This window comes from Bacillus sp. JJ634, assembly GCF_036962285.1.
GTDB lineage: Bacteria > Bacillota > Bacilli > Bacillales > DSM-1321 > Peribacillus > Peribacillus asahii_A.
This window is the reverse complement of the sequence record NZ_JBALMU010000224.1, coordinates 1-1,030: the sequence shown is the minus strand read 5'-3', so window position 1 is coordinate 1,030 and position 1,030 is coordinate 1. Positions and strand designations below refer to the sequence as shown.

Below are 1,030 nucleotides of genomic sequence, written 5' to 3'. Positions count from 1 at the left end.
ATTAAGAAAAGATAGTGTGAAATGGGACAGCCTCCCTGCTCAATATGTTGTATATAGGAAAATTGATATACAACATATTGAGTAGGTAAGGTCTGTCTATTTATTTTTCTTATTTATTACTAAATCATTTTTTTGGAGGAGATATTGTGAACGGGAAAACGGTCATTATAACTGGAGGCGGTAGCGGTATTGGTAAAGCGATGGCGATGAAATTTGCTGCAGAAGGCGCAAATGTAGTCATTACTGGCCGGAATCCTGAGCGGTTAAAACAGGCAAAGGCGGAAATGAAATCACTGAATGGTCAGGTACTGGATTTTCAAATGGATGTTCGTGATCCTGAACATGTACAGGCAATGATTCTTGCAACAAAAAATCAATTTGGAAAGATAGATGCACTTGTGAATAACGCTGCGGGAAATTTCGTTTGTCCTGCCGAAGAGCTTTCGATAAATGGCTGGAAATCTGTTATTGATATCGTATTAAATGGGACATGGTATTGTTCTCAAGCAGTTGGAAAAGAGTGGATTGCTAATAAACAAACCGGTAGTATTCTAAATATTGTAGCAACCTATGCATGGGGGGCTGGACCTGGCACTATCCATTCAGCTAGTGCAAAAGCAGGAGTGCTATCGATGACGCGTACACTTGCTGTAGAATGGGGCAGCAAATACGGGATTAGAGCAAATTGCATTGCTCCGGGACCAATTGAGAATACAGAAGGGGTAGCGAGATTGATTGAAACGAGAAATGTATATCAAGAGGCTATTGATTCTGTACCTCTAAAACGATTTGGAAAAGCTGAAGAAATTGCTAACCTAGCAAACTTCTTATTATCACCAGAAGCTGAATATATGAATGGCGAATGTATTACTATGGATGGGGGAAGATGGTTAAATAATCAGATTATTAAGAATTAGTATAGATACATTTAGAAATATTGTGTTATTTTTAATCATAACGATACCTTTCTTGGATGTAGTGGGTAAACTTCATTCTAGAAGGTGTCTTTTTTTGTAGTGAGTTCATGAAT

The 1,030-nt window shown here is 38.1% G+C and carries 1 protein-coding gene; it reads left to right on the top strand.

The window, feature by feature from the left end; translation table 11 throughout:
* Window positions 1-146 precede the first annotated feature (146 nt).
* A complete protein-coding gene (fadH, locus tag V7068_RS22275) occupies window positions 147-917 on the top strand; it encodes a 2,4-dienoyl-CoA reductase (RefSeq protein WP_499714604.1) in 771 nt (256 codons plus the stop codon).
* Window positions 918-1,030 lie beyond the last annotated feature (113 nt).